A 5,696-nucleotide genomic window follows, 5' to 3' on the forward strand; every position below is an offset into this window, starting at 1 on the left:
CTGGTACTGGCTGGGCAAGACCGATGTCTACCAGCGGCGCCCGGGCTGGGGCGGCTACCTGCTGCGCCTGCTGCTGGCGTGCACGGCGATGGTCGGCGTGCTGCTGGCCCTGCTGTACTGGCTGCCGGGCTTCTCGTCGATGGGCGTGTGGGAACGGATCGGCACGCTCGGCCTGCTGGTCGGCGGTGGCGGGCTGACCTACCTGCTGGCGATGGTGGCGATGGGCTTCCGTCCGCGCGACCTGCGTGGGCATTGATCGTGGCTCCCGGCGGCTATACTTCAGGGTTACACCATTGAAACGGCGGGCTTCGGCCGGCCGGAACGAGAGTTGATGAGCAGGCTGTTCAGAAGCGTCGAGGGCGGGGAGCTGTTCCCCAACGGAAGCGTGGTCTGCATCGGTGCATTCGACGGCCTCCACCTGGGCCATCGTGCGCTGGTGCGGCACGCGGTCGCGCGTGCGCGCGCCTTGGGTTTGGCTGCGGTGGCGGTGGCCTTCGAGCCCCTGCCGCGTGAGTTCTTCGCCCAGGGCACGCCGCCGCCGCGGTTGACCCTGGCACGCAGCAAGGTCGAAATCCTGCACGAACTGGGCGTTGATGCGATCGGCCTGCTGCGCTTCGATGCGGCGATGGCGGCGATGCCCGCCGAAACCTTCGTGCGCCAGCTGCTGGCGCAGCGCCTGAACGCCCGCGAGGTGTGGATCGGGCCGGAGTTCTGTTTCGGCAACCGTCGCCGTGGCGATCTGGCCCTGCTGCAGGCGCTGGGCGCCGAGCTCGGTTTCAGCGCCGGCGAGATCGAAGCCGTCGACCTGCATGGCGATCGCATCTCCAGTACCCGTATCCGCCAGTTGCTGCAGGAAGGCGACTTCGCCCGTGTCGGCGACCTGCTGGGTCGTCCCTACTCGATCAGCGGTCGGGTGGTGCGCGGGCGCCAGCTCGGCCGTACGCTGGGCTTCCCCACCGCCAACCTGCGCTTCCCGAAGACCCCGGCACTGTCGGGCATCTACGCGACCTGGGTGCACGGGGTGTTCGACCAGCCGTGGCCGTCGGTGTCCAGTTTCGGTACCCGGCCGACCGTGGACGGCGTGGAGCCGCTGCTGGAAGCGCACCTGTTCGATTTCCAGGGCGACCTGTACGGGCGCCACATCGAAGTCGAATTCGTTGCCAAGCTGCGTGACGAAGAGAAATTCAACGATCTGGCGGCGCTGACCGACCAGATGCACCGCGACGCCGAACAGGCGCGTGCCATCCTTTCCGAACATAGATTGCGAGCCACTGCGTGAGCCAGGACTACAAGACCACCCTCAACCTGCCGGCCACCGAATTCCCGATGCGCGGCGACCTGCCCAAGCGCGAGCCGGGCATTCTGGCGCGCTGGGAAGAGCAGGGGCTCTACCAGCAGCTGCGCGACAATGCCGCCGGCCGCCCGCTGTTCGTGCTGCATGACGGCCCGCCGTACGCCAATGCGCGCATCCACCTGGGCCATGCGGTCAACAAGATCCTCAAGGACATCATCGTCAAGTCGCGCTACTTGGCCGGCTTCGATGCGCCCTATGTGCCGGGCTGGGACTGCCATGGCCTGCCGATCGAAATCGCGGTGGAAAAGAAGTGGGGCAAGGTCGGGGTGAAGCTCGATGCGGTCGCGTTCCGGCAGAAGTGCCGCGAGTTCGCCGAGGAGCAGATCGACATCCAGCGCGCCGACTTCAAGCGCCTGGGCGTCACCGGCGACTGGGACAACCCGTACAAGACCCTGAGCTTCGATTTCGAGGCCAACGAGATCCGCGCGCTGTCCAAGATCGTCGCCAACGGCCACCTGCTGCGCGGCGCCAAGCCGGTGTACTGGTGCTTCGACTGCGGCTCGGCGCTGGCCGAAGCCGAGATCGAATACCAGGAAAAGACCTCGCCGGCGATCGACGTCGCCTACACCGCGCGCGATGCGCAGGCCGTAGCGCAGGCGTTCGGCGTCAGCCTGCCGGCCGACGTCGAAGTGGCCGTGCCGATCTGGACCACCACCCCGTGGACGCTGCCGGCCTCGCTGGCGGTGTCGCTGGGTGCGGACATCCGCTACGTGCTGGCCGAAGGCCCCGCGCACAACGGCAAGCGCCGTTGGCTGGTGCTGGCCGCTGCACTGGCCGAGCGCTCGCTGCAGCGCTATGGCGTGGACGCGGTGGTGCTGCACGGTGAGGCCGAAGGTTCAGCGCTGGAAAACCAGCTGCTGATCCATCCGTTCTACCCGGAGCGCGAGATCCTCGTGCTCAACGGCGAACACGTATCCGACGAGGACGGTACCGGTGCGGTGCACACCGCCCCCGGCCACGGCCAGGAAGACTACGTGGTCAGCCAGAAGTACGGCCTGCTGGACAAGTACAACGCCGGTCAGATCACTCCGATCGACGGCCGTGGCGTCTACCTAGAGTCGACCCCGCCGGCTGGCGAGGTGGTGCTGGCGGGCCAGCACCTGTGGAAGGCGCAGGAGGCGATCGTGCAGGTGCTGCGTGACAGCGGCGCACTGCTGGCCTTCGTCGAGATCCGCCACAGCTACCCGCACTGCTGGCGGCACAAGACGCCGGTGGTGTTCCGCGCCACCCCGCAGTGGTTCATTTCGATGGACAAGGCCAACCTGCGCAACGATGCGCTGGCCGCCATCGACACCGTCGGCTGGTTCCCGACGTGGGGCAAGGCGCGCATCCAGAGCATGGTCGACGGCCGCCCGGACTGGACCATCTCGCGCCAGCGCACCTGGGGCGTGCCGATCGCACTGTTCACCCATCGCCAGACCGGCGAGATCCACCCGCGTTCGGTGGAGCTGATGCAGCAGGTGGCCGACCGCGTCCAAGCCGAAGGCATCGACGTGTGGTATTCGCTGGATGCCGCCGAACTGCTGGGCGCTGAAGCGGCCGACTACGAGAAGGTCACCGACATCCTCGATGTCTGGTTCGACTCGGGCGTGACCCATGAGGCCGTGCTGGCTGCACGTGGCTTCGGCAAGCCGGCCGACCTGTACCTGGAAGGCTCGGACCAGCATCGCGGCTGGTTCCAGTCCTCGCTGCTGACCGGCGTGGCCATCGACAAGCGCGCGCCGTACAAGCAGTGCCTCACCCACGGTTTCACCGTGGACGAGCACGGCCGCAAGATGTCCAAGTCGCTGGGCAACGGCATCGAGCCGCAGGAAATCATGAACAAGCTGGGCGCGGACATCCTGCGCCTGTGGATCGCCTCGGCCGACTACAGCAACGAGATGTCGCTGTCGCAGGAAATCCTCAAGCGCACCGCCGACGCCTACCGTCGCCTGCGCAACACCGCCCGCTTCCTGCTGGGCAACCTCGACGGTTTCGATCCGGCCCAGCACCTGCGCCCGCTCAACGAGATGGTCGCGCTGGACCGCTGGATCGTGCATCGCGCCTGGGAACTGCAGGAGAAGATCAAGGCGGCGTATGACAACTACGACATGGCCGAGATCGTGCAGCTGCTGCTGAACTTCTGCAGCGTGGACCTGGGCTCGCTGTATCTGGACGTGACCAAGGACCGCCTGTACACGATGCCGACCGATTCGGATGGTCGTCGTTCGGCGCAGAGTGCGATGTACCACATCGCCGAAGCGTTCACCCGCTGGGTGGCGCCGATCCTGACCTTCACCGCCGATGAGCTGTGGGGCTACCTGCCGGGCGACCGTGCTGGCCATGTACTGTTCACCACCTGGTACGAGGGCCTGGCACCGCTGCCGGCCGATGCACAGCTCAACGCTGCCGACTTCGACCAGTTGCTGGCCGTGCGCGAACAGGTGGCCAAGGTGCTGGAGCCGATGCGCGCCAATGGTGCGATCGGCGCCGCGCTGGAAGCGGAGATCACCATCGCCGCCAGTGAAGAGCAGGCAGCACGCTGGCAGCCGCTGGCCGATGAACTGCGTTTCCTGTTCATCAGCGGCGACGTGCAGGTGCGCCCGGCGACCACCGACGAGGTGTTCGTCAGCGCCCAGCCGACGCAGAAGTCCAAGTGCGTGCGCTGCTGGCACCACCGTGCCGACGTCGGCAGCAGTGCCGACCACCCGGAACTGTGCGGCCGCTGCGTGACCAACATCGCCGGTGCCGGCGAAGTGCGGAGCTGGTTCTGATGGCCGCCGCGCGTCCTCATCCCAACGCCCTGATCTGGCTGCTGCTGTCGGCAGTCATCATCGGCCTGGACCAGTGGTCGAAGGCCTGGGTGCTGTCGAGCCTGCCGGAGTTCCAGCCCGTGGTGGTCATCGACGGCTTCTGGAACTGGTACCGCACCTACAACACCGGTGCAGCGTTCAGCTTCCTGAGCGATGCCGGTGGCTGGCAGAAGCATTTCTTCACCGTGCTGGCGATCACCATCAGCGGGCTGATGGCCTGGTGGCTGCGCGCCACCGCCCGTGGCAACTGGAAGGCCGCCGTGCCTTACGCGCTGATAATCGGCGGTGCGATCGGCAACGTGATCGACCGCCAGGTGCATGGCCACGTGGTGGATTTCATCCAGTGGTACGTCGGCGAGCATGTCTGGCCGTCGTTCAACATCGCCGATTCGGCCATCGTGGTGGGTGCCGTAGGCATCGCCCTGTTCGGCCTGTTCGACGGCAAGTCCGCCAAAAAGGCGGATAATGCCAACCCGAAACCGTAAGCCGGCCGCTGCCGGGAGACTGAACTGATGGATGTGCTGCTCGCCAACCCGCGTGGTTTCTGTGCCGGTGTCGATCGTGCGATCGAGATCGTCAAGCGCGCGATCGAAACGCTGGGCGCGCCCATCTATGTCCGCCATGAAGTGGTGCACAACCGCTTCGTGGTCGATGACCTGAAGCAGCGCGGCGCGATCTTCGTCGAAGAACTCGACGAAGTGCCGGACAACAACACGGTCATCTTCAGTGCCCATGGCGTTTCCCAGGCCGTGCGCCAGGAAGCCGAGCGCCGTGGCCTGAAGGTGTTCGATGCGACCTGCCCGCTGGTGACCAAGGTCCACTTCGAAGTCGCCCGCCACTGCCGTGCCGGCCGTGACGTGGTGCTGATCGGCCATGCCGGTCACCCGGAAGTGGAAGGCACCATGGGCCAGTGGAACCGCGAAGCGGGCACCGGCCAGATCTACCTGGTCGAGGACGTGGAGCAGGTGGCCACGTTGCACATCAACCAGCCGGAAAACTTCGCCTACACCACCCAGACCACGCTGTCGGTGGATGACACGCGCGGCATCATCGATGCGCTGCGCGAGCGCTTTCCGGCGATGCAGGGGCCGAAGAACGACGACATCTGTTACGCCACGCAGAACCGCCAGGACGCCGTGCGCGACCTGGCCAAGCGCTGCGACCTGGTGCTGGTGGTCGGTTCGCCGAACAGTTCCAATTCCAACCGCCTGAGCGAGCTGGCCCGCCGTGAAGGCGTGGAGAGCTACCTGATCGACGGTGCGCACGAGATCGACCCGGCCTGGGTGCTCGGCAAGGAGCATATCGGCGTGACCGCTGGTGCCTCGGCACCGCAGGTGCTGGTCGATGGCGTGCTGGCGCGTCTGGCCGAGCTGGGCGCGTCGGGTGTGGGCGAGCTGGATGGCGAGCCGGAATCGATGGTGTTCGCGCTGCCGAAGGAACTGCGCCTGCGCCTGGTGGACTGACCGACAGCGCTGCTGGTGGGTGCGAACCTTGGTTCGCACTGTCGGCGGTACGTCATCCACGCATGGCGTGGATCTGCTGGAAAGCAG

At 66.5% G+C, this 5,696-nt stretch carries 4 protein-coding genes and 1 pseudogene; all 5 read left to right on the top strand.

What is annotated here, in order from left to right:
- Positions 1–256: pseudogene (locus AB4Y84_RS11230) on the top strand (murein biosynthesis integral membrane protein MurJ); the annotation flags it as partial.
- A gap of 75 nt (positions 257–331) precedes the next feature.
- Positions 332–1,279 carry a bifunctional riboflavin kinase/FAD synthetase gene (locus AB4Y84_RS11235; protein WP_442243817.1) on the top strand — a complete coding sequence of 316 codons (948 nt, stop codon included), beginning with the start codon at positions 332–334 and terminating at the stop codon, positions 1,277–1,279.
- Positions 1,276–4,107: an isoleucine--tRNA ligase gene (gene ileS, locus AB4Y84_RS11240; RefSeq protein WP_442243816.1), complete on the top strand. Its 2,832-nt coding sequence runs from the start codon at positions 1,276–1,278 to the stop codon at positions 4,105–4,107. The genes AB4Y84_RS11235 and ileS overlap by 4 nt, the downstream gene beginning before the upstream one ends.
- Positions 4,107–4,631 carry a signal peptidase II gene (gene lspA, locus AB4Y84_RS11245; protein WP_088100522.1) on the top strand — a complete coding sequence of 175 codons (525 nt, stop codon included), beginning with the start codon at positions 4,107–4,109 and terminating at the stop codon, positions 4,629–4,631. Before ileS ends, lspA begins: the two co-directional genes overlap by 1 nt.
- A 27-nt stretch (positions 4,632–4,658) precedes the next feature.
- Positions 4,659–5,609 carry a 4-hydroxy-3-methylbut-2-enyl diphosphate reductase gene (ispH, locus tag AB4Y84_RS11250; protein WP_312107668.1) on the top strand — a complete coding sequence of 317 codons (951 nt, stop codon included), beginning with the start codon at positions 4,659–4,661 and terminating at the stop codon, positions 5,607–5,609.
- The last annotated feature ends 87 nt before the right edge of the window (positions 5,610–5,696 follow it).

The organism is Stenotrophomonas sp. 2YAF22 (assembly GCF_052114665.1).
In the GTDB taxonomy this organism is placed as follows: Bacteria; Pseudomonadota; Gammaproteobacteria; order Xanthomonadales; family Xanthomonadaceae; genus Stenotrophomonas; species Stenotrophomonas indicatrix.

What these genes read in the sequence shown, in the direction of transcription:
- AB4Y84_RS11235 (WP_442243817.1), top strand. Translation starts at nt 332, where the DNA reads ATGAGCAGGCTGTTCAGAAGCGTCGAGGGCGGGGAGCTGTTCCCCAAC.
- lspA (WP_088100522.1), top strand. Translation starts at nt 4,107, where the DNA reads ATGGCCGCCGCGCGTCCTCATCCCAACGCCCTGATCTGGCTGCTGCTG.
- ispH (WP_312107668.1), top strand. Translation starts at nt 4,659, where the DNA reads ATGGATGTGCTGCTCGCCAACCCGCGTGGTTTCTGTGCCGGTGTCGAT.